Source organism: Pantoea sp. CFCC18177, assembly GCF_059412425.1.
On record NZ_JBNBPL010000007.1, the window covers coordinates 103,056 to 123,185 of the forward strand.

Here is a 20,130-nt window from a genome sequence, read left to right on the forward strand (position 1 = left end):
ATGCGCACCTGGTGCCAATTACGCCAAAATCCGCTGTAACAATGGCCCGATCTGCTCAAACATCTGCGGCGAAATAATCTCCACATGCGCACAATCCATTGGCCATACGTCGAGTTCACCCACATACGGTGCCCAGGCGCGACGTGCATCCTGGCCTGGCTGCTGCGTTTTTTCAGCCAGGAACAGCGTGGCACGACCGTTGAAACGGGCACTGCGCGCAGTCGCCAGCAGGCGAACTGAACTGGCGTAGTTGGCTTCGATGGTATCGAACATCGCGCGCATCTCTTCCCCAGCCTGATGGCGCTGTGCCGCAATAAACTGCTCACGCTCGCGATTCACCTCGTCCAGCACGGCCGGATCAAGCACATTTTCGCCGCGTTTTTCATCCCAGTTCTGCGTTTCCGGCGGCCAGGTGTCGAGCAGGCCGAGGAAGGCCACCTCTTCGCCCGCTGCTTCAAGACGTGCAGCGATGCCTTGTGCCAGGGTTCCGCCCAGAGAATAGCCCAGGAAATAGTAAGGTCCGTGCGGTTGCACCTCACGAAGCGTGCGCAGGTGGGCTTCACATACGTCGTCGAGATGCGCGCTCTGGTTCAACGGGCTTTCGGTATCCGGTGACTGAATCCCCACCAGCGACCAGCGCTGATCAAGATAGCGTTGCAGAATACTAAACTGCCAGGCAAAGCCGGATGCCGGATGGAAACAGAACAGCGTTGGTCCGTTGCTCTGACGCAGTGGCAGCACGGCTTCAAAACCCGCCTGCTGATGCGAATGCGCATCGCTGAGCAAACGCGCCAGTTTCTCTACGGTTGAGGCCACCATAATCTGCCCCACCGATACCGGCTGTTGCAGTTCACGGCGCAGCTGTGCGGCCAGGCGCATGGCCAGCAATGAGTGTCCGCCCAGGGCAAAGAAATCATCCTGCGCGCTGACGCTATCGCGTGCCAGCAGCTGGCAGAAGGCTTGCGCCAACTGGGTTTCTAATCCGGCATGCGGTTCGCGTCCCACGCTCTCTGCCGCATTTTGCGGTAACGGCAGCGCTTTGCGATCCAGTTTTCCGTTGCTGCTGAGCGGGAAGGCATCCAGCTGCACAATCGCCACCGGCACCATATGGGCGGGCAGACGTTGCGCCAACGCCTCACGCAGTGCTTCACCATCAACAGGCTGCGCCGCAATCACATACCCCACCAACTGACGCGCATCACCGCCTTGCGCCGCGCTGCCGCCCAACACCACGGCATGCGTCACCGCCTGCTCAATGCCGGGCTGAGCACTCAACACATAGTCGATTTCATTAAGTTCGATGCGCTGACCGCGAATCTTCAGCTGATCATCGCTGCGGCCGAGGTATTCCACCGCGCCGTTATCCAGCCAGCGAGCAACATCGCCAGTGAGGTACATACGCTCACCTGTGGCAAAAGGATCGGCGATAAAGCGGCTGGCTGTCAGGTCTGGACGGCCGAGATAGCCATGCGCTAACTGCACGCCAGTGAGGTAAAGATCACCGGCGACACCCGGTGGCACTGGCTGCATGCGTGCGTCGAGAATACGCAATCCGGTATTCCACACCGGGAAACCAATTGGCACGCTGGCACCTTCTACTGCCGCCAGCGCCTCACCAAAGGCCGGATACCAGCTGACATCCACCGCTGCTTCGGTTGGGCCATACAGGTTGTGCAGCGGTACATGCGTCAGCTTTTCCCACTCGCGTGACAGATCGGTCGGCAGGGCTTCACCACTGCAGAAAACATTACGCAAGCTGGTGCAGCAGGCGATGGCGGCCGGTGTATCCAGGGCCGCGACAAAGGCCGTCAGCATCGAGGGTACGAAATGCGTGGTGGTGACTTTGTAGCGGGCAAACAGTTGCTGCAGCGCTTCAGGATCGCGGTGCGCCTCCGGCGGAGCCATCACCAACTGCGCGCCGACCAGCAGCGGCCAGAAGAACTCCCATACGGAGACATCAAAGCTACTCGGCGTTTTCTGTAGCACTACGTCGTCGGCTTGCAGCGGGTAGCAATCCTGCATCCACAACAGGCGATTGACGATGGCCTCATGCCCCACCAGTACGCCTTTTGGACGGCCCGTTGAACCGGAGGTGTAGATGATGTAAGCCCCATCCTGCGGTGTCGGCGCACTGGCAGGTTGCGGAGCATCCGTGTGGGCGTAGAGCGCATCAAAATGCAGCTGGTTAACCGTGGCGATGGCCTGGAAACGTGCGCTGAGTTCCGCTGAGGTGATCAAGGTTTTCGGTGCGGCGTCTTCCAGCATCAGCTGTAAACGTTCGTCAGGATAGCCGGTATCAAGTGGCAGATAGGCCGCACCCAGCGAAACAATTGCCTGAAGCGCCAATGAAAGCTGCACCGAACGCGGCAGTGCCACCGCCACGATATCGCCGCGCTGTACACCGGCGGCACGCAGATCGTCTGCCAGCGCGAACAGTTGCTGCTGCATTTCGCGGTAGCTAAGTTGATGCACGGCATCCGCCAACGCCGGTGCATCCGGCGTGCGCTCAACCTGTTGTGCCAGCAACGAAGCCAGGGTTTCTGCGGGGACAGGATGTGCCGTCTGGTTGATGCCAGCAATTTGCGCATGTTCTTCGACGGTCAGCAGATCAAGTTCACCCAACGGGCGCTGCGGTTGCTCGGCAAGCTGCTTCAGCAGCAGGTCAAAGCGGCTGGTATGACGGTGCAGCGTGGATTCGCTGTAACGTTGCGCATTGGCCAGCAGCTCCAGCGTCAGTTCACCCTGTTCACTGATATAGATAGCGATCTCCAGATCGCGTACCGGGCCAGAGGCCAACTGATGCGTTATCCCCTCAACGCCGGCAAAATCGAGTTGGTAATCAAACATCTTGAGGTTGATCACTGGGCCGTACAGCGGATCGCCATCGCCCAATCGGCCGAGGTCACGCTGTACCTGTTCGGCATCATAGCGCTGGTGGCGGCGCATTTTCTTCACTTCACCCGCCAGCTGCGCTGCCAGCGCAGAGATCGGTTGAGTGGGATCGTAGTGCACCGCCATCGGCAGCACATTGATCACCGGGCCCGTAGCGCACAGTGCGGCAGAACCAATGCGTCGCATAAAGATGAAGCCGGCGGCGAAGTCGTTCTGACCACTGAGTCGCGCGAGCCACAGCGCAACCAGGGCAAAGGCTAAATCAGCGGCGCTGGATTGCGGATGCTGGTTGATCAAGGTCTGAAACGTGGCGCGATCGAGCGTGACGCTATGACGCAGGATATCGGTGGTGGCGCTTTGCCCGGCCAGTGGTAACGGCGACAGGGAAGCGGGTGAGGGCAGTGCGGCCCCTTTTTCCCGCCAGAAATCGCGGTCACGCGTGAAGGATGAGGATTCCTGATAGCGCTGATACTCTTCCACCACTTCGCTAAACGGAATAAACGGGGTGGGTTCGGCATCCTGTTGCTGAACGGCGGCGCTGTAGAGGTTGGCAATGCGGCGCGTGATGGCGGTAAAGCTGAAACCATCCACCACCAAATGATGGTAGCGCTGATACCAGAACCAGTGCTGATCGCCAATGCGATAAAGGCAGTGATGCCACAGTTTAGCCCCGCTCAACACGCGTAAATCACCGTTCATATCTTCACGCATTAATGCGCGGGCTTTGGCGGCAGCATCGGCTTCATCGCGCAAATCCACAATCTGCGGTGCGCTGAACGTTTGCGGCTGTGCCCATTGCAGTGCTTCCCCCTCGACTTCACCAAACGCCATGTTGAGCGTATCGGCTTCCTGCATGCCTGCCACGATGGCTTGTGCTAACAAGGCGCTGTTAATCGCACCCTGTAATTCAACAAAGTGCGCCACGGCATAGGCGTTGTGGTGTTGGGTCAGCTGATCGGCAATCCAGATGCCGGGCTGTGCCGCCACCAGCGGCAGAGTGTGTTGGTCAGTCATGGTTTTGTTCATCAGAGATTCAGACATCGTTGCTCCGGTTTGCGTCCTAAGTGAGGAAATTTAAGTCGGATTGCGCCACAGAGCTTGCAGACCGTCGAGCAGCCCACCGCGCCAACATAGCGCGTCGTGACCACCCTCAACCGGTTGGTAATTCACCTGGTAACCGGCAGCAGTAAGTTGTTGTTCTAATTGTTGATTGGCTTGCAGAATCAGGCCTTCTCGTTTGCCGGCTTCCAGCCAGAAACGCAGCGGGTATTGAGGCGCTAAGCCGCCATCTAATGCCTGTAACAGCCAGCCGTGCGGATTGCCACGTTCCGGCCACCAGAACGACCCGGAGAGGCTCAGCGCGTTGCCGAAAGTCTCCGGGAAATGCAGGGCGGCGAAAACCGATGCCAGCCCACCGAAGCTTTGTCCGGCCACCAGCGTGCTGTCTGCCTGCTGGCGATACGGCGCCCATGCCGCGACCTGTGGCAGTAACTCCTGCTGCATGGCCTGCCAGAATTGCGGGTTGCAGGGCAATTCCCGGCTGCGGTGTTCGCGGTCAATGATGTCGATAAACAGATAGACCGCGGCGGGCAATTTGCCGCTGTCTGTGAGCTGCTGCAGCGGGCCAGCAATCGGCATTTGGTTGGCCCAGAATTGCCCATCCAGCAGGATCGCCAGCGGGCGTTGTGCGGGCTCTGACGCGCCGGTTGTGTAAATCCAGACCTTACGGCTGTTGCCTAACAGTGCGCTATCCCACTGATATTGCTGCAGAGATATCTCAGGCGCGCTGCCATCGTCCACCGATTGCCAGATTTGCTGATTGGGTGCCTGCGGCAAGTGCAGCGGAGAAACGCCCATTCCGCGTCCACCCGCCCAGCCACGCAGTTTATTCAGCGGATCGGCCTTCGCCGTGGGGAATTTTTCCCGCCACCAGTTGCGCAGGTTGTACATGTCGGCTTCGCCGGAGAAATCCGTGGCATGCTCATCGGGCATCAGGCAGTAGCTGCCGCGCCAGTTTGCTGGAAGGGTGGTTTGCCAGTACCACACATCCGTGTCTGTCACGCGTACCAGTGATTGCGGTGGTCGCTTTTGGTGATGATCGGTCACGCCGGTGATGTTGATCCACACGCGCTGGGTCCCCGATGCTTTTTCACTGCCTTGCGGGTCGCGCCAGAAGAAGGTCACCAGACAGGTGCCATCCGGTTGTGGCTCGATACGTGGAATACCTTGAGATTGTTGCTCCTGCCACCAGGCTTCGCTACCGGTTACATCATTTCGCCAGGTCATAGGGGCTGCCAGTTACTGTGTAGGGGAAGATTTACATAAGATTAATAATTAATACTATTGATAACTATTTGCATTTGCAATAGGGTGTTTCCGCTCAAAAAGAGCACGCGCGTTCCGCCTGGCTCTTTCCTTCCTGGAAGGTTATGCCACGGATAGCACTGCCAGGACTGGAACTCGGCGCGATTAGGACAGGGATATTCTCACCGGCTCGCCAGCCAAGCATCCAACGATGTTGCTACTGGCCATCCAGGAATGAAAAAAATGACGCGTTACTCAAAACTATCATTAGCTATTTTGATTGAACTGGGGCTCAGCGCCTCACTGCTCTCCGGCAGCGCCTGGGCAGCAGACACTTCCAGCAAGACGACCAGCAGCCAATCTACCGCCGACGCCGAATCCATGAACGGCGGCACCTTAATGGTGACGGCCCAGCAGCAAAACCTGCAGGCACCCGGCGTGTCGACCATCACCGCCGATGAAATTAAAAAGCATCCCCCGGCGCGTGATGTTTCAGAAATCATTCGTACCATGCCAGGCGTGAACCTCACCGGTAACTCCACCAGCGGCCAGCGCGGTAACAATCGTCAGATTGATATTCGCGGCATGGGCCCGGAAAACACCCTGATTATGGTGGATGGCATGCCGATCACCAGCCGCAACTCGGTGCGTTTAGGCTGGCGTGGCGAGCGTGATACGCGCGGTGACACCAACTGGGTGCCACCGGAGATGATCGACCACATTGACGTGATTCGCGGTCCGGCTGCGGTGCGCTACGGTAACGGCGCTGCGGGTGGCGTGGTGAATATCATCACCAAAAAAAATAACGACCAGCAGTGGCACGGTTCCTGGAATACCTACCTCAATGCGCCGGAACATAAATCGGAAGGGTCAACCAAGCGCACTAACTTCAGCCTTGAAGGGCCGCTGGGTGACGATGTTAACTTCCGTCTGTACGGTGGCTTAGCCAAAACTCAGGCCGATGCCTACGACATCAACGAAGGCCACGCTGCCGATCGTACCGGTTCGTATGCGGGTAGCTATCCATCGGGCCGTGAAGGGTCGGTGAACAAAGATATCAACGCCTTGCTGAGCTGGACGTTTGCTCCGATGCAAACCCTGGAGCTGCAAGCGGGTTATAGCCGTCAGGGCAACCTGTACGCGGGCGATACCCAAAACACCAACACCAGCGCGCTGGTGAAGAGCCTGTACGGCGATGAAACCAACCGCCTGTATCGTCAGAATATCTCGTTGAAATGGACGGGTGCGTGGGATAACGGTGTCAGCACCAATACCTATGCGCGTTACGAGAAAACCCGTAACACCCGCATTAACGAAGGTCTGGCGGGCGGCACCGAGGGCATCTTCTCTAACGATGGTTTCAATACCATTCAGTTAGACGACATCTTGCTGCACAGTGAAGTCAGCATTCCATTCGAGTGGTTGATTAATCAGACTGCCACGCTGGGTACCGAATGGAACCAGCAAAGCATGAAAGATCCTTCTTCCACTACCCAGGCGGCGAGCTATGGCTCCGTGCCGGGCGTGTCGAATACCGGCCGTAGCCCATATTCGCAGGCGGAAATCTTCTCGCTGTTTGCAGAAGACAACATGGAGCTGACCGACAGCACTATGCTGACGCCAAGCCTGCGCTTCGATCATCACTCGATCGTCGGCAATAACTGGAGCCCGTCTCTGAACCTGTCGCAAGGTTTAGGTGATGACTTCACGCTGAAGATGGGTGCTGGCCTGGCGTACAAAGCGCCAAGCTTGTACCAGACCAACCCGAACTACCTGCTATACAGCAACGGTCAGGGTTGTGCAGCCAGTACCGGTGCCTGTTATTTGCAGGGTAACCCAGACCTGAAAGCCGAAAACAGTTTCAACAAAGAAATTGGGCTGGAGTGGAAACACGAAGGTTATCAAGCCGGTCTGACCTGGTTCCGTAACGATTACCGCAACAAGATTGAAGCGGGTTACGCGCCAGTGGGTAAAGCCTCGAACGGCACCACGGATATCTACAAATGGGAAAACGTGCCGAAAGCGGTGGTCGAAGGGCTGGAAGGTACCGTTAACGTGCCGTTCTCTGATAGCGTGATGTGGAATAACAACTTCACCTACATGCTACAGAGTAAAAACAAGGAAACCGGCGATCGTCTGTCGGTGATCCCGGAATACACCCTGAACTCGACGCTGAGCTGGCAAGCCACGCAGGATCTGTCGCTGCAAACCACCCTGACCTGGTACGGTACGCAGACGCCGAAGCAGTATGACTACAAAGGTCAACCGGTGACGGGCAGTGCAACCGATAAAGTCGCGCCTTACTCGATCATCGGCTTGAGCGGCACTTACGATATCAACAAGTACGCCAGCGTAACCTTGGGTATCGACAACCTGTTTGATAAGCGTCACTTCCGCGAAGGTAATGCGCAAACCACCGGTAACGCCACCACAGGCGCTTACCTGTACGGTGCGGGTGCCAATACCTACAACGAATCAGGCCGTACCTATTACGTCGGCCTGAATACCCACTTCTAAAGCAGTTGATGCGGTAAATAGCAGCGGGCAATCAGCCCGCTGCTGTCTTGACGATTCACCAACTCCAGTCTGCCACGGTGCATCTGCACGATACGCAACACGATATTCAGGCCCAGGCCGCTGCCGCCATAGCGCTGGTCGCGACGACGAAATGCCTGCGTCAACTCTTCCGCCGCATCGGCATCAATACCCGGCCCCTGATCCCAGACTTCGATAATCACCTGCTGCTTGTCTTGCTGCATTTTCACCTTAACCTCGCTGCCCTCCGGGCTGTAGCGCGAAGCGTTTTCCAGCAAATTACGCAACATCAGGCGCAGCAACACGGCTTCTCCCTGCTGCGGAATATCTTTGCCTTGCGGCCAGAGCAGAGTTTGCTGACGCTGCTCATACAGCTCGGCCATTTCGGGTTGCAGCGGCTGCATAATGTCTTTTTGCCACTGCAACTGCTGATAGTGGCCACTGGCCAGCGCCTGTCCGGCGCGTGACAGCATCAGCAACTGTTCAACGGTGTGCATCAGTTGGTCGATGCGCTCAATCAGCATGTCACTTTGTGGCACCTTCTGCTGATGCAACAACTCCAGATGGAGGCGTAAACCCGCCAGGGGCGTGCGCAGTTCATGTGCGGCATCGGCGGTAAACAGCCGCTCCTGCTGGAGCGTGTGATCCAGCCGTGAGAACAGCTGATTGATCGATGAGGTCACCGCAACGATCTCATCCATCTCGGAATAGATGGGCAGCGGCGTGAGATTATCGGCAGATCGATGGGCGAGACTGTCCTGCAGCAAACGCAGCGGGCGAATAATCCAGTTGATGGCCCAGAACGAGAGCAGCAGCGTCAGCGCAATCATCACCAGCGAGGGCAACAGCAGCGAGGCAATGGCTTCGCGGATTTCGTTCTCGACGCGGTCGTTACGCGCCTGCGCTGAGAGGGTTTCATTCACCAGGAAGCTGATTTGTTCACGGCTCTCATGCCACAACCAGATGGCGCTCATCACCTGGCAGGTGAGGAGAATCAGCGCCAGCATAATCAGTAACCGCTGACGCATGCTATTCATTCGCGCACTTCCAGACGGTAACCCACGCCGCGTACGGTTTTAATACGATCTTTCCCGAGTTTGCGACGTAAATTGTGAATGTGAACTTCCAGAGTGTTGGATCCGGGATCGTCATTCCAGCTGTAAAGATCCTGTTGCAGTGTTTCACGATGCACGTTTTGACCCACGCGCATCAATAAACGGGTCAGCAGCGCGAACTCTTTTGGCGTGATCTCCAGAGGACGTTCTTCCAGCAGCACTTGTTGTGAACTGAGGTTCAGAGTGAGATCCCCCTGTTGCAGCAGGTTGTCACTGTGCCCCTGGAAGCGACGAATCAGCGCACGTACGCGCGCCTGCAACTCCACCAGGGCAAAAGGTTTCACCAGGTAATCATCGGCACCGGCATCCAGGCCATCAACCCGATCTTCTAGCGCGTCGCGGGCGGTGAGGATCAGCACCGGTACATTGATGCCTTCGCGCCGCCATTGCCGCAGCAGTGTGGCACCATCGCGATCCGGCAAACCCAGATCCAACACGATCAGGCTGTACTGGCCACTGCGGAGAAACGCGTTGCTTTCTGCCGCCGTACTGGCGCAGTCAACGGCGTATCCTTGTGCGCTAAGGGCCTGAGCCAGGCCCGATTGCAACAGCGCGTCATCTTCAACAATCAGCAGTTTCATTAGTTGTTTTTGTTGATATCCGAGTAGAGGCGGCTTTCAAAGCGTACCAGAGGAATGCGCCGCGTTTTCTGATCTTCCGGCGGCACGGCATAGCCAGAAAGATACTGCACAAAGGCCACGCGTGCACCGCTGGAGGTGGTAATAAATCCAGCCAGATTATAGACGCCCTGTAGCGAACCGGTTTTGGCTGAGACTTTGCCATCCAGCCCCGCTTCATGCAAACCACCGCGATACTGCAGGGTGCCGTCGTAGCCTGCCAGTGGCAGCATCGAAATATAGTTCAGCGTCGAATCGTTTTTCGCGATGTACTGCAACACCTGCATCATGGTGTCGGGCGCGATCAAATCGTGACGCGATAAACCCGAACCATCGACCTGAATACTGTTGCCCAGATCAACGCCGGCTTTTTCGCGCAGGATACGGCGTACCGCATCAGAACCGGCGCGGAAGGTGCCAGGAACGTTGAAATAGTGATGCCCAATAGTGCGGAACACGGTATCGGCAATCATGTTGTCTGATTTCTTCAGCATGGTGTGCAACAGATTGTGCAGCGGTGCAGATTGCGTTGACGCCAGCACGGTACCGGGTGCGGTGACCAACGGCTGTCGAACTAAATGGCCGCTGTAATCGATATCCGCGGCACGCAGCTCAGCCTTGAGGATTTCTCCTGCCCATGCGGCTCCATCCTGCACGGCGAAGGCCAACGGCAGTGGCTCGGCACGCTGACGCATACAACCTGTCAGGGTATAGCGATTAAGCTCGCCAGGCACCACGTCCAGCTCACAGTACTGCCCATCACCGCTGTTACGGCCGATGGTGCGCACCTGGCTAAACATGTGTGCCGGGTAATAAGAAGCGATACGTACAAAGGCATTTTCGCCCGGCGTATTGGCGCTGTAGAGCGAGACCGAGAAGCAGTTTTTATCGACAATCGCGGCGCCTGGCGGGGCACTGAAGCACTGCGTCAGGTCATTCCACGGCCAACCAGGTGCCATATCGTGGCTGGCAAACACCGACGTATCGATGACCAGATTGCCTTTAATATGGTTAATGCCCTGTTTTTTCAGCGCAGCGACCATGTTGCGCAGATCCTGTCGACTGAGCGTCGGATCGCCGCCAAAACGCGCGACTAAATCGCCATTAAGCGTGCCATCACTGACCGCGCCTTTGGTTTCCATGGTGGTCTGGAAACGGAAGTCCGGTCCCAGTTCCAGCAATGCGGCCAGCGCGGTAATCACCTTCATGGTACTGGCTGGCAGTGCCATCTGTTTGCCGTGATAGTCGATTATCGGGGTTGATGCGCCCACTTTTTGTACCATCAGCGCCAGGTTTGCGCCGTCTGGCAAATACTGCATGTATTCTTCAACGGGGGCTGCTTGTGCCTGCAGCATAAACGCACAGGTTAATCCGGTAACAAGTCGTGAAAATCGCATAATCTCGCGGTAACTAGCGGGTGAAGGCGTCAATACTACGTCCCGAGGCGGTGCAAAGTAAACGATGACCCACAGGGAACTCTGGGGTAAAATACGTATCAAAATGCAAAACCGAACCTGACCCGGAAAGCTTTCCGGGTCAGGCTTCTTTTGCTTGTGAAAAGAGGTAACGCGCCGCAGAAGCTGTTTTCTGCTGTCACCGGTCAGGATGACGCCGTTAACCAGGACAGATGACGAGGAGCCAAAATGAATCAGATTCCGATGACGTTGAAAGGCGCTGAGAAGCTGCGCGAAGAGCTGAACGAACTGAAGTCCGTTAAGCGTCCGCGCATTATCGCCTCCATCGCCGAAGCCCGTGAGCACGGCGATTTGAAAGAGAATGCCGAATACCACGCAGCACGCGAAGAGCAGGGCTTTTGTGAAGGGCGCATTCAGGAGATTGAAGCCAAACTCTCTAATGCACAGGTCATTGATGTGACTGCCATGCCAAAAACCGGCCGTGTGATTTTCGGTGCGACGGTCACGGTGTTGAATGTCGATACCGACGAAGAATTTACCTACCGCATCGTGGGTGATGACGAGGCTGACTTTAAGCAGAATCTCATCTCAGTGAACTCGCCAATGGCGCGGGGTTTGGTGGGAAAAGAAGCGGATGACGTCGCGATCGTGAAGACACCGGGTGGCGATGTGGAATATGAAGTCTTAAAGGTGGAATACCTTTAAGATATTGCTACGCTTTGAAATGTGTAGCCGCATATTGTAAAGAAAGGAAAAAGGCCGCATCGCGGCCTTTTATCCCATGCAGGAGCATGGCACTTTCTCTGCCCGTTATGGCAGCCTTACGGCTTCATTAACGTGGCAGAGTAATTTTGCGCTCTTTTGCAGGGCGATACAGCACCAGCGTATTGCCGATGACCTGTACGTTACACGCTTTAGTTTCACGTACGATTGCGTCAACGATCAGCTGCTTGGTCTCACGATCTTCCGAGGCAATTTTTACCTTGATCAATTCGTGATGCTCGAGCGCCAGTTCGATTTCGGCGAGCACGCCTTCGGTCAGGCCATTACCGCCCAGCATGACAACGGGCTTAAGGGGATGGGCCAGGCCTTTCAGGTGCTGTTTTTGTTTGGTACTCAGATTCATCGTATTTTTTACTTACTCAGGGATTGAAAACGGTTCATTCTACCGCCATCTCGTGTATATCGCCAAATCAACGCAACCCATTGCGGACTGATTTATCGCTACGATGAAGATTTAACTGGAAAAATTATGACGGGTAAAAAGCGTTCGGCCAGTTCCAGTCGCTGGCTACAGGAACACTTTAGCGATAAATATGTGCTGCAGGCACAGAAAAAGGGGTTGCGTTCGCGCGCCTGGTTTAAACTTGATGAAATTCAGCAGGGTGACAAGCTTTTCAAACCCGGCATGACAGTGGTAGATCTAGGTGCTGCACCCGGCGGTTGGTCGCAATATGCGGTACAACAGATTGGATCGAATGGTCGTATCATTGCCTGCGATTTGCTGCCGATGGACCCTATCGTCGGTGTCGATTTTTTGCAGGGTGATTTTCGTGAAGAAGCGGTGTTAAACGCTTTGCTGGAACGTGTCGGTGACCAAAAGGTGCAAGTTGTCATGTCTGACATGGCACCGAACATGAGCGGTACACCTGCGGTTGATATTCCACGATCAATGTATTTGGTAGAGTTGGCGCTGGAAATGTGTCGAGATATCCTGGCACCTGGCGGCAGTTTTGTAGTGAAAGTGTTTCAGGGAGATGGCTTCGAGGAATACCTGCGGGAAATTCGCTCCCTATTTACGAAAGTGAAAATTCGTAAGCCAGACGCTTCTCGTTTACGTTCACGTGAAGTGTATATTGTGGCGACAGGGCGCAAACTATAGCCCTCGGTGCTGGAATCAAAGCAAGGCGAACTGCGTTTACTCTGATGTGTAATTCTGAGTTTCAGTGGAAAGCAGTAAAATCATCAGCGCCGCGATTCCAGGTCTGAAGGATATATAGTACCCTACGCTGTCTGTTAACACCGTTGTAATATGAGGTTAATCCCTTGAGTGACATGGCGAAAAACCTGATTCTCTGGTTAGTCATCGCGGTCGTGCTGATGTCTGTCTTCCAGAGCTTTGGGCCCAGCGAGTCGAATGGCCGTAGGGTTGATTATTCAACCTTCCTGTCGGAAGTGAACCAGGATCAGGTCCGCGAGGCACGTATTAACGGGCGTGAGATTAACGTTGTCAAAAAAGACAGTAATAAATATACGACTTACATTCCTGTCAACGATCCTAAGTTGCTTGATAACCTCTTGACCAAAAACGTCAAAGTGATTGGCGAACCACCAGAAGAGCCAAGCCTGCTGGCTTCCATCTTCATCTCCTGGTTCCCAATGCTGCTGTTGATTGGTGTTTGGATCTTCTTTATGCGGCAGATGCAGGGCGGCGGTGGCAAAGGCGCGATGTCCTTTGGCAAGAGTAAAGCCCGCATGCTGACCGAAGACCAGATCAAGACCACTTTTGCTGATGTCGCAGGTTGTGATGAAGCGAAAGAAGAAGTCGGTGAGCTGGTTGAATATCTGCGTGAGCCAAGCCGCTTCCAGAAACTGGGTGGTAAGATTCCGAAAGGCGTCTTGATGGTGGGCCCACCGGGTACTGGTAAAACGTTGCTGGCGAAAGCGATCGCTGGCGAAGCGAAAGTACCTTTCTTTACCATTTCTGGTTCTGACTTCGTCGAAATGTTTGTCGGTGTCGGTGCATCTCGTGTGCGTGACATGTTCGAACAAGCGAAGAAAGCGGCGCCGTGTATTATCTTCATCGATGAAATCGATGCGGTAGGCCGTCAGCGTGGTGCCGGTTTGGGCGGTGGTCACGATGAACGTGAGCAGACACTGAACCAAATGCTGGTCGAAATGGATGGCTTCGAAGGTAATGAAGGCATCATCGTGATCGCGGCAACTAACCGTCCAGACGTACTTGACCCTGCGCTGCTGCGTCCAGGTCGTTTTGACCGTCAGGTTGTAGTCGGTCTGCCAGACGTTCGCGGTCGTGAACAGATTTTGAAAGTGCATATGCGTCGTGTGCCACTGGCAACCGATATTGATGCAGCCATCATCGCACGTGGTACGCCGGGCTTCTCGGGTGCTGACCTCGCTAACCTCGTCAACGAAGCAGCGCTGTTTGCTGCACGTGGCAACAAGCGTGTGGTCTCGATGGTTGAGTTTGAAAAAGCGAAAGACAAAATCATGATGGGTGCGGAACGTCGCTCCATGGTGATGACGGAAGCGCAAAAAGAATCAACCGCTTACCATGAAGCTGGCCATGCGATCATTGGTCGTCTGGTACCGGAACACGATCCGGTGCACAAAGTGACCATTATTCCTCGCGGCCGTGCTTTGGGTGTGACCTTCTTCCTGCCTGAAGGTGACGCAATCAGCGCCAGCCGTCAGAAACTGGAAAGCCAGATCTCTACGCTGTACGGTGGTCGTCTTGCTGAAGAGATCATCTATGGTGCAGAGCACGTCTCTACCGGTGCGTCTAACGACATCAAAGTGGCGACCAACCTGGCACGCAACATGGTCACGCAGTGGGGCTTCAACGAGAAATTGGGTCCGTTGCTGTACGCTGAAGAAGAAGGCGAAGTGTTCCTGGGCCGTTCAGTGGCGAAGGCTAAACACATGTCTGATGAAACAGCGCGTATCATCGACCAGGAAGTTAAACACCTGATCGACAGCAACTACCAGCGTGCTCGCGTTCTGTTGGGTGAGAATATGGATATCCTTCATGCGATGAAAGATGCGCTGATGAAGTATGAAACCATTGACGCACCGCAGATCGATGACCTGATGGCGCGCCGTGAAGTTCGTCCACCTGCGGGTTGGGATGACTCCGGCAGCAGCAGCTCTTCAGACAACAATGGTACGCCAAAGGCGCCACGTCCGGTTGATGAACCGCGTACGCCGAATCCAGGCAATACCATGTCAGAGCAGCTCGACAAATAAGAGGCGTTTAACCTCAGCAAAAACCCCGGCCGGTCCGGGGTTTTTTACATTTAGTGATTCCCAAGGAGATTTCCGCCATGAAGTTGTACGCCCGTGATTCCCATCTCGATCTGTCGTTTCCCCATGTGATGGGTATTTTGAATGTCACGCCGGACTCTTTTTCTGATGGTGGAACGCATAACACGCTGGTGGACGCGCTGACGCATACCAATGAAATGGTGAATGCCGGTGCCACCATTATCGATGTGGGCGGCGAATCAACGCGACCAGGTGCGGATGAGGTGAGTGTTGAGGAAGAACTGGCACGTGTGATTCCGGTAGTGGAGGCCATTGCCCAGCGCTTCGAGGTCTGGATCTCGGTTGATACCTCTAAACCAGAAGTTATCCGTGAATCTGCGCGAGTGGGTGCTCACATCATTAATGACATTCGTTCACTCTCTGAGCCGGGTGCATTGGCTGCTGCGGCAGAGACCGGGCTGCCGGTGTGCCTGATGCACATGCAGGGTGAGCCGCGGACTATGCAGCAGGCACCGGAATATAACGATATCGTGAGTGAAGTGGACGCTTACTTCACTGAGCAGATTGCGCGCTGTGAGGCCGCAGGCATTAAAAAAGAAAATCTGCTACTCGACCCTGGCTTCGGTTTCGGTAAGAATCTCAACCACAATTATCAACTGCTGGCCGAACTTAGCCATTTCCACCACTTTGGTTTGCCGCTGTTGGTGGGGATGTCGCGTAAGTCGATGATTGGCCAGTTGTTAAATGTCGGTCCGGCGCAGCGCCTGACCGGTAGCCTGAGCTGTGCGGTGATTGCTGCGATGCAGGGGGCACAAATTATTCGCGTTCATGATGTGAAAGAGACTGTCGAGGCGATGCGCGTCGTCGAAGCGACACGGAGAGCAAAAGGATAAAGGCATGAGTAATCGTAAATATTTCGGTACAGATGGTATCCGTGGCAAAGTAGGCGAAGCGCCTATTACACCTGACTTTGTACTGAAGCTGGGCTTCGCGGCCGGTAAAGTGCTGGCACGTTCTGGCTCTAAGAAAGTATTGATAGGTAAAGACACGCGTATTTCCGGTTATATGCTGGAGTCCGCGTTGGAAGCGGGACTTGCCGCGGCAGGCCTGTCTGCGGCCTTTACCGGCCCAATGCCAACCCCCGCCATTGCTTATCTGACGCGAACTTTCCGTGCTGAGGCCGGCATTGTGATTTCGGCATCGCATAACCCGTTCGATGACAACGGCATTAAATTCTTCTCTGCTGAAGGCACCAAACTGCCGGATGAAGTCGAAGAAGCCATTGAGCTGGAACTTGAGAAGCCACTGACCTGCGTGGAATCAGCCGAACTGGGTCGTGCGAGCCGCATTGTCGATGCTGCTGGTCGCTACATTGAGTTCTGCAAAGGCACTTTCCCCAGTGAGCTGAGCCTCAACAGTTTGAAGATTGTGGTGGACTGCGCCAATGGGGCGACTTACCACATCGCACCAAACGTGTTGCGTGAACTGGGTGCCAAAGTGATTGCCATCGGCGTGCAGCCTGATGGCATGAACATTAACAAAGAGTGCGGTGCCACCGATCTGCGTATGCTGCAACAGCGTGTGCTGGATGAGAAGGCCGATCTCGGTCTGGCCTATGACGGTGATGGTGACCGTATCATGATGGTTGACCATTTGGGTGAGAAGGTCGATGGCGACCAGATCCTCTACATCATTGCACGCGAGGCACTGCGTCAGGGTCAGCTGCGCGGCGGTGTAGTGGGCACGTTGATGAGCAACATGGGTCTGGAACTGGCGTTGAAGCAGTTAGGTATTCCCTTTACCCGTGCCAAAGTCGGTGACCGCTACGTGCTGGAGAAAATGCAGGAGAAGGGCTGGCGCATGGGCGCTGAAAACTCCGGGCATGTGATTTTGCTCGACAAAATCAGCACTGGCGATGGGATCGTGGCAAGTTTGCAAGTACTCACTGCGATTGTACGCAATCACATGAGTTTGCACGATCTGTGCAGTGGGATGAAAATGTTGCCTCAGGTGCTGGTCAATGTGCGTTTCACTGGCAGCCATGATCCTCTGGAGAGTGACAGCGTGAAAGCCGTGACAGCGGAAGTAGAAAAGACGCTGGCGGGAAGAGGGCGCGTGCTGCTGCGTAAATCGGGCACTGAGCCACTGATTCGCGTGATGGTGGAAGGTGAAGACGAGAAGCTGGTGACTGAACTCGCGCACAAAATTGCCGATGCGGTGAAAGCCGTATAACGCCACGCCAGGCGGAGAGGCTGCGACCATTCCGCCTGTAAAATCACCACGATGGCGCTTTTTTCCGCAATCAATAAAGTTCGTGTAAATTGCACTTGCAGAGGTATGCACCATTGGTTAGTATTCACACCCGCTTCTGATGGGTGATGACGATACTCCCCGTCAATATTGGTGAAGCTTTAACTGTGCAGATAACGCGCAAGGAATCAGGTTGATTATGTACGAAGCTCTGTTAGTTGTTTTCCTTATTGTAGCGATTGGCCTCGTGGGTCTGATCATGCTGCAGCAAGGCAAAGGCGCTGATATGGGAGCCTCATTCGGTGCAGGCGCCTCTGGTACACTGTTCGGTTCAACCGGGTCTGGTAACTTTATGACTCGTATGACCGCTGTGCTGGCGACCCTGTTCTTCATTATCAGTCTGGTTCTGGGCAATCTGAACACCAACAAGTCTTCTAAAGGGAGCGAGTGGGAAAACCTCACTGCGCCGGCTCAGTCTCAACAACAGACTCAGCCAGCTAAACCGGCCACGCCGGGCAATGACATCCCACAGTAACATCGTCAACGCTTAAAGCGGCAATACAACGTCGCAGTCAGTGCAGTACCGAGGTGGTGAAATTGGTAGACACGCTACCTTGAGGTGGTAGTGCTCGAAAGGGCTTACGGGTTCAAGTCCCGTCCTCGGTACCAAATCTCAGTAAAACTTGCTTTTTTCGCAAGATCGGCGTAATATTCGCCACGTTTTCGGACGCGGGGTGGAGCAGCCTGGTAGCTCGTCGGGCTCATAACCCGAAGGTCGTCGGTTCAAATCCGGCCCCCGCAACCACTTTCCCTTAGAGTTCTTTTTCAAATATACTGTATGCATCGACGGACGCATCCTCAGTGAGTTTTTGAAAAAAATTCTTTTGGATTGTGTGCCGAAGCCGCCATGCGGCGTACAGGGTCCAGTCACAAAAAGCCCCGAATATTCGGGGTTTTTTGTTATCAGGAATCGCAACACTGGGCTATAGGCCCTTTTTTTATGTCTTGGGGGTGGGCTTGTCCACATTAGAGCAAAAATTGACTGATTTGATCACCGCTCCAGTAGAAGCGCTTGGCTACGAATTGGTCGGTATCGAATTCGTTCGCGGTCGCACATCGACTTTGCGCATCTATATTGATAGTGAAGACGGTATCAATGTTGATGATTGTGCCGATGTTAGCCACCAGGTCAGCGCGGTAATGGACGTGGAAGATCCGATTACTGTCGCTTACAACCTTGAAGTTTCCTCGCCAGGTCTCGAGCGTCCTCTTTTCACTGCTGAACACTATACTCGTTTCGTCGGTGATGAAGTGAGCGTGGTACTGCGTATGGCCGTACAGAACCGCCGTAAATGGCAGGGCATCATCAAGTCTGTTGAAGGCGAGATGATCACGGTGACCGTTGAGGGTAACGATGAAGTGTTCGCGCTGAGCAACATTCAGAAAGCGAACCTGGTCCCCCACTTTTAAAAGTCCGGATTGAGGCTAACCAGGATGAACAAAGAGATCTTAGCTGTAGTAGAAGCCGTTTCTAACGAAAAAGCCCTGCCGCGTGAGAAAATCTTCGAAGCGCTGGAGAGCGCTTTGGCCACTGCGACCAAAAAGAAGTATGAGCAAGAGATCGAAGTGCGCGTCAGCATCGACCGCCGCAGCGGCGATTTCGATACTTTCCGTCGCTGGCAGATTGTTGAAGAAGTCACTCAGCCGACCCGTGAGATTACGCTGGATGCCGCTCGCTTCGAAGATGAAGCGTTCAATCTGGGCGAATACGTTGAAGATCAGATCGAATCTGTGACCTTCGACCGTATCACCACGCAAACCGCGAAGCAGGTTATCGTGCAGAAAGTGCGCGAAGCTGAGCGCGCGATGGTGGTTGATCAGTTCCGTCAGCACGAAGGTGAGATCATCACCGGCGTGGTGAAAAAAGTGAACCGCGATAGCATTTCACTGGACCTCGGCAGCAATGCTGAAGCTGTGATTGGTCGTGAAGACATGCTGCCACGCGAAAACTTCCGCCCAGGCGACCGTATTCGCGGTGTGCTGTATGCCGTGCGTCCAGAAGCACGTGGCGCGCAGCTGTTTGTGACCCGTTCTAAGCCGGAAATGCTGATCGAGCTGTTCCGCATTGAAGTACCAGAAATCGGCGAAGAAGTTATCGAGATCAAAGCGGCAGCACGCGATCCGGGCTCACGTGCAAAAATTGCCGTGAAGACCAACGATAAACGTATCGATCCCGTGGGTGCTTGTGTCGGTATGCGCGGTGCGCGTGTACAGGCTGTTTCAAGCGAACTGGGTGGCGAGCGTATCGATATTGTGCTGTGGGACGATAACCCCGCGCAATTCGTCATTAACGCCATGGCACCAGCCGATGTGGCGTCAATCGTGGTGGATGAAGACAATCACACCATGGATATCGCTGTTGAAGCCGGCAATCTGGCTCAAGCGATCGGCCGTAACGGCCAAAACGTGCGTCTGGCTTCCCAACTGAGTGGCTGGGAACTGAACGTGATGACCGTCGATGATCTGCAGGCTAAGCATCAGGCTGAAGCCCACGCAGCGATCGATATGTTCACCAAACATCTCGACATCGACGAAGAGTTCGCCACCGTTCTGGTGGAAGAGGGCTTCTCTTCGCTGGAAGAATTGGCTTATGTGCCAATCAACGAGCTGCTGGAAATCGACGGCCTCGACGAAGAGACCATTGAAGCCCTGCGTGAACGAGCAAAAAATGCGTTAACCACCCTGGCATTAGCGAAAGAAGAGAGCCTTGGTAATCAGGAGCCCGCTGAGGATCTTCTGAATCTTGAGGGCTTAGATCGTGCGCTGGCGTATCGCCTGGCGTCTATCGGCGTTTGCACGCTGGAAGATCTCGCTGAGCAAGGTGTTGACGATCTGACAGATATTGAAGGGCTGGATGATGAGAAGGCCGGTGCGCTGATCATGGCTGCACGTAATATCTGCTGGTTCGGCGATGACGCGTAATAACAGGAAGGAACA

The 20,130-nt window shown here is 54.8% G+C and carries 15 protein-coding genes and 2 tRNA genes; 11 read left to right on the forward strand and 6 right to left on the reverse strand.

Features of this window, described 5'->3' with window-relative positions; all coding sequences use genetic code 11:
- Nucleotides 1-18: 18 nt before the first annotated feature.
- The gene (locus ACPUC8_RS09425; protein WP_494926089.1) at nt 19-3,933 is read right to left on the reverse strand and encodes an enterobactin synthase subunit F; all 3,915 of its coding nucleotides are present in this window, start codon (nt 3,931-3,933) and stop codon (nt 19-21) included.
- 33 nt (nt 3,934-3,966) lie between these two features.
- The gene (fes, locus tag ACPUC8_RS09430) at nt 3,967-5,178 is read right to left on the reverse strand and encodes an enterochelin esterase (protein ID WP_494926090.1); all 1,212 of its coding nucleotides are present in this window, start codon (nt 5,176-5,178) and stop codon (nt 3,967-3,969) included.
- 261 nt (nt 5,179-5,439) lie between these two features.
- Between fes and ACPUC8_RS09435 the strand changes: the two genes are divergently transcribed.
- Nucleotides 5,440-7,713 (forward strand): TonB-dependent siderophore receptor, encoded by a 2,274-nt coding sequence (locus ACPUC8_RS09435; protein ID WP_494926091.1) that lies wholly within the window; start codon nt 5,440-5,442, stop codon nt 7,711-7,713.
- On the opposite strand, the gene pmrB is transcribed toward ACPUC8_RS09435, so the two are convergent.
- The 3 genes from pmrB to dacB are packed head-to-tail and all read right to left on the reverse strand — an operon-like array spanning nt 7,710 to nt 10,860.
- Nucleotides 7,710-8,768 (reverse strand): two-component system sensor histidine kinase PmrB, encoded by a 1,059-nt coding sequence (gene pmrB, locus ACPUC8_RS09440; protein WP_494926092.1) that lies wholly within the window; start codon nt 8,766-8,768, stop codon nt 7,710-7,712. The genes ACPUC8_RS09435 and pmrB overlap by 4 nt on opposite strands.
- Nucleotides 8,765-9,427 carry a two-component system response regulator PmrA gene (pmrA, locus tag ACPUC8_RS09445; RefSeq protein ID WP_039327545.1) on the reverse strand — a complete coding sequence of 221 codons (663 nt, stop codon included), beginning with the start codon at nt 9,425-9,427 and terminating at the stop codon, nt 8,765-8,767. Before pmrA ends, pmrB begins: the two co-directional genes overlap by 4 nt.
- The gene (gene dacB / locus ACPUC8_RS09450; RefSeq protein ID WP_039327547.1) at nt 9,427-10,860 is read right to left on the reverse strand and encodes a serine-type D-Ala-D-Ala carboxypeptidase; all 1,434 of its coding nucleotides are present in this window, start codon (nt 10,858-10,860) and stop codon (nt 9,427-9,429) included. The genes pmrA and dacB overlap by 1 nt, the downstream gene beginning before the upstream one ends.
- 246 nt (nt 10,861-11,106) lie before the next feature.
- Here dacB and greA point away from each other — a divergent pair, with 246 nt between their 5' ends.
- Nucleotides 11,107-11,583 (forward strand): transcription elongation factor GreA, encoded by a 477-nt coding sequence (gene greA / locus ACPUC8_RS09455; RefSeq protein WP_039327550.1) that lies wholly within the window; start codon nt 11,107-11,109, stop codon nt 11,581-11,583.
- Nucleotides 11,584-11,710: 127 nt separating this feature from the next.
- On the opposite strand, the gene yhbY is transcribed toward greA, so the two are convergent.
- A complete protein-coding gene (gene yhbY, locus ACPUC8_RS09460) occupies nt 11,711-12,004 on the reverse strand; it encodes a ribosome assembly RNA-binding protein YhbY (RefSeq protein ID WP_034826542.1) in 294 nt (97 codons plus the stop codon).
- Nucleotides 12,005-12,130: 126 nt separating this feature from the next.
- On the opposite strand from yhbY, the gene rlmE reads away from it, so the two are divergent.
- The 9 genes from rlmE (at nt 12,131) to nusA (ending at nt 20,115) form a co-directional block, all read left to right on the forward strand.
- Nucleotides 12,131-12,760, forward strand: a complete 630-nt coding sequence (rlmE, locus tag ACPUC8_RS09465; RefSeq protein ID WP_034826540.1) for a 23S rRNA (uridine(2552)-2'-O)-methyltransferase RlmE — start codon at nt 12,131-12,133, stop codon at nt 12,758-12,760.
- 173 nt (nt 12,761-12,933) lie between these two features.
- Nucleotides 12,934-14,865 carry an ATP-dependent zinc metalloprotease FtsH gene (gene ftsH / locus ACPUC8_RS09470; RefSeq protein WP_034826538.1) on the forward strand — a complete coding sequence of 644 codons (1,932 nt, stop codon included), beginning with the start codon at nt 12,934-12,936 and terminating at the stop codon, nt 14,863-14,865.
- 77 nt (nt 14,866-14,942) lie between these two features.
- Nucleotides 14,943-15,776, forward strand: a complete 834-nt coding sequence (folP, locus tag ACPUC8_RS09475; protein ID WP_494926093.1) for a dihydropteroate synthase — start codon at nt 14,943-14,945, stop codon at nt 15,774-15,776.
- Between the two features lie 4 nt (nt 15,777-15,780).
- Complete coding sequence (gene glmM, locus ACPUC8_RS09480; protein ID WP_039327558.1) at nt 15,781-17,115, forward strand: phosphoglucosamine mutase; 1,335 nt, start codon at nt 15,781-15,783, stop codon at nt 17,113-17,115.
- A 217-nt stretch (nt 17,116-17,332) separates the two neighbouring features.
- On the forward strand, nt 17,333-17,668 hold the full coding sequence (gene secG, locus ACPUC8_RS09485; protein WP_039327559.1) for a preprotein translocase subunit SecG: 336 nt from the start codon (nt 17,333-17,335) through the stop codon (nt 17,666-17,668).
- Between the two features lie 47 nt (nt 17,669-17,715).
- Nucleotides 17,716-17,802, forward strand: a tRNA-Leu gene (locus ACPUC8_RS09490).
- Between the two features lie 59 nt (nt 17,803-17,861).
- Nucleotides 17,862-17,938, forward strand: a tRNA-Met gene (locus tag ACPUC8_RS09495).
- Nucleotides 17,939-18,150: 212 nt separating this feature from the next.
- On the forward strand, nt 18,151-18,603 hold the full coding sequence (gene rimP, locus ACPUC8_RS09500) for a ribosome maturation factor RimP (protein WP_039327562.1): 453 nt from the start codon (nt 18,151-18,153) through the stop codon (nt 18,601-18,603).
- A 24-nt stretch (nt 18,604-18,627) separates the two neighbouring features.
- On the forward strand, nt 18,628-20,115 hold the full coding sequence (gene nusA / locus ACPUC8_RS09505; RefSeq protein ID WP_039327563.1) for a transcription termination factor NusA: 1,488 nt from the start codon (nt 18,628-18,630) through the stop codon (nt 20,113-20,115).
- Nucleotides 20,116-20,130: the final 15 nt, after the last annotated feature.